This is a genomic window from Curtobacterium sp. NPDC089689, assembly GCF_044749145.1.
In the GTDB taxonomy this organism is placed as follows: domain Bacteria; phylum Actinomycetota; class Actinomycetes; order Actinomycetales; family Microbacteriaceae; genus Curtobacterium.
The window spans coordinates 1,945-5,468 of sequence record NZ_JBIVHJ010000009.1 but is presented as its reverse complement, the minus strand read 5'-3'; the positions used below and the strand labels follow the sequence as shown (position 1 = coordinate 5,468).

Sequence of the window (3,524 nt, the reverse complement as noted above, 5' to 3'; positions counted from 1 at the left end):
GCGCGGTGTTCAGTTTCTTGTTCCCGATCGTCTGTCGGGAACCACAAAGTGGACGCGAGCCCCACACCCGAAAGTGTGGGAAATAGTTGTGTTGTCAAGTCTTCGGCTTATTAGTACCGGTCAGCTCCACGGGTCGTTAGTCCCCGCTTCCACATCCGGCCTATCAACCCAGTAGTCTGCTGGGAGCCTCTCACACTCAAGGTGCATGGAAATCTCATCTCGAAGACGGCTTCCCGCTTAGATGCTTTCAGCGGTTATCCGGTCCGAACGTAGCTAATCAGCGGTGCCCTTGGCAGAACAACTGACACACCAGAGGTTCGTCCATCCCGGTCCTCTCGTACTAGGGATAGATCTTCTCAAATTTCCAACGCGCGCAGCGGATAGGGACCGAACTGTCTCACGACGTTCTAAACCCAGCTCGCGTACCGCTTTAATGGGCGAACAGCCCAACCCTTGGGACCTACTCCAGCCCCAGGATGCGACGAGCCGACATCGAGGTGCCAAACCATGCCGTCGATATGGACTCTTGGGCAAGATCAGCCTGTTATCCCCGAGGTACCTTTTATCCGTTGAGCGACAGCGCTTCCACAAGCCACTGCCGGATCACTAGTCCCGACTTTCGTCCCTGCTCGACCTGTCAGTCTCACAGTCAAGCTCCCTTGTGCACTTACACTCGCCACCTGATTGCCAACCAGGTTGAGGGAACCTTTGGGCGCCTCCGTTACTCTTTGGGAGGCAACCGCCCCAGTTAAACTACCCACCAGGCACTGTCCATGAACCCGATCAGGGTCCTACGTTAGACATCCAGAGTGACCAGAGTGGTATTTCAACAATGACTCCACGAACACTAGCGTGCCCGCTTCACAGTCTCCCACCTATCCTACACAAGCCACACCGAACACCAATACCAAGCTGTAGTAAAGGTCACGGGGTCTTTCCGTCCTGCTGCGCGTAACGAGCATCTTTACTCGTAGTGCAATTTCGCCGAGTTCGCGGTTGAGACAGCTGGGAAGTCGTTACGCCATTCGTGCAGGTCGGAACTTACCCGACAAGGAATTTCGCTACCTTAGGATGGTTATAGTTACCACCGCCGTTTACTGGGGCTTAAATTCAGAGCTTCGCCCAAAGGCTAACCCTTCCTCTTAACCTTCCAGCACCGGGCAGGCGTCAGTCCGTATACATCGTCTTGCGACTTCGCACGGACCTGTGTTTTTAGTAAACAGTCGCTTCCCACTGGTCTCTGCGGCCTTCACCGCTCACGGAGCAAGTCCGGTCACGGTTCCGGCCCCCCTTCTCCCGAAGTTACGGGGGCATTTTGCCGAGTTCCTTAACCACGATTCTCTCGATCTCCTTGGTATTCTCTACCTGACCACCTGAGTCGGTTTCGGGTACGGGCGGCTGCAACCTCGCGTCGATGCTTTTCTCGGCAGCATAGGATCACTGATTTCCCCAAAACGGGTACGCGTCGGATCTCAGGCATACAGACGACGGATTTGCCTATCGTCAGCCCTACATCCTTACACCAGGTTCACCTTACGGATACCATCGCCTGGCTCAGCTACCTTCCTGCGTCACACCTGTTCATACGCTAGCCGCACCAGCATGGGGTCGAGCGTTAGACCGGCCCGCATCACCCCGAAGGGATCCGCTGGTCCGGGTTAGGACTCTTAGCACCACTGGATTAGCTTGGGCGGTTGTTCGCCGGTACGGGAATATCAACCCGTTGTCCATCGACTACGCCTGTCGGCCTCGCCTTAGGTCCCGACTTACCCAGGGCGGATTAACCTGGCCCTGGAACCCTTGGTCTTTCGGAGGACGGGTTTCTCACCCGTCTTTCGCTACTCATGCCTGCATTCTCACTCGTGTAGCGTCCACGGCTGGATTCCTCCGCCGCTTCACTCGCCACACGACGCTCTCCTACCACTCCGCACGACTGAACCACGAAGGCTTATCGAGTGTGCGAAATCTACAACTTCGGCGGTGTGCTTGAGCCCCGTTACATTGTCGGCGCGGAATCACTTGACCAGTGAGCTATTACGCACTCTTTCAAGGGTGGCTGCTTCTAAGCCAACCTCCTGGTTGTCTATGCAACTCCACATCCTTTCCCACTTAGCACACGCTTAGGGGCCTTAGTTGGTAGTCTGGGTTGTTTCCCTCTCGACGATGAAGCTTATCCCCCACCGTCTCACTGCTGCGCTCTCACTCACCGGCATTCGGAGTTTGGCTGACGTCAGTAACCTGTTGAGGCCCATCGGCCATCCAGTAGCTCTACCTCCGGCGAGAAACACGCAACGCTGCACCTAAATGCATTTCGGAGAGAACCAGCTATCACGAAGTTTGATTGGCCTTTCACCCCTATCCACAGCTCATCCCCTCCATTTTCAACTGAAGTGGGTTCGGTCCTCCACGACGTCTTACCGTCGCTTCAACCTGGCCATGGATAGATCACTTCGCTTCGGGTCTAGGACATGCGACTCAAATCGCCCTATTCAGACTCGCTTTCGCTACGGCTACCCCACACGGGTTAACCTCGCCACATATCGCTAACTCGCAGGCTCATTCTTCAAAAGGCACGCCGTCACCCCTACAAGGAGGCTCCGACGGTTTGTAAGCAAACGGTTTCAGGTACTATTTCACTCCCCTCCCGGGGTACTTTTCACCTTTCCCTCACGGTACTTGTCCGCTATCGGTCATCTGGGAGTATTTAGGCTTATCAGGTGGTCCTGACAGATTCACACGGGATTTCTCGGGCCCCGTGCTACTTGGGATACACATCCGGCCATAACACCATTTCGTCTACGGGGCTGGCACCCACTACGGCCCGGCTTTCAAACCGGTTCGACTATGATGCGCTGTAACCGTCCCAGTCCGGCAGAACTGAGCGACGTGTCCCACAACCCCGACCATGCAACGCCCGCCGGCTATCACACATGATCGGTTTAGCCTCATCCGCTTTCGCTCGCCACTACTCACGGAATCACATGTTGTTTTCTCTTCCTGTGGGTACTGAGATGTTTCACTTCCCCACGTTCCCTCTACCCGCCCTATATATTCAGGCGGGAGTCACCAGGTCGACAAGTCGCCTGGCGGGGTTTCCCCATTCGGAAATCCTCGGCTCACAGCTCGATTATCAGCTCCCCGAGGCTTATCGCAGATTTCTACGTCCTTCTTCGGCTCCAGATGCCAAGGCATCCACCGTTTGCTCTTAGAAACTTGACCACAAAGATTAAAATTGCGATCGACTCGAACAACAACCAGCAAGCCGGTCATCGTCACGAGCGATCTAAGATGCTCGCGTCCACTGTGTAGTTCTCAACATACGATCGGCACCACACTCCCCCAACACTCTCGTGTCAGCTTCACGTGGCCCATCGAAGAACCAGCAACACCCAGGCACCATCACGGCCCCGACTGTCACGGCTCAACCCCCGATCATCACGACCGGGAAGCCTGGTCCCTCAGGACCCAACAACGTGCACCAGCCACCCGCGCTTGCCCACCAACCCGTTCCTGACCTGCAAGCA

The 3,524-nt window shown here is 55.7% G+C and carries 1 rRNA gene; it reads right to left on the bottom strand.

Features of this window, described 5'->3' with window-relative positions:
* Positions 1-90 precede the first annotated feature (90 nt).
* Positions 91-3,219: ribosomal RNA gene (locus ACIPYW_RS17550) — 23S ribosomal RNA — on the bottom strand.
* Positions 3,220-3,524: the final 305 nt, after the last annotated feature.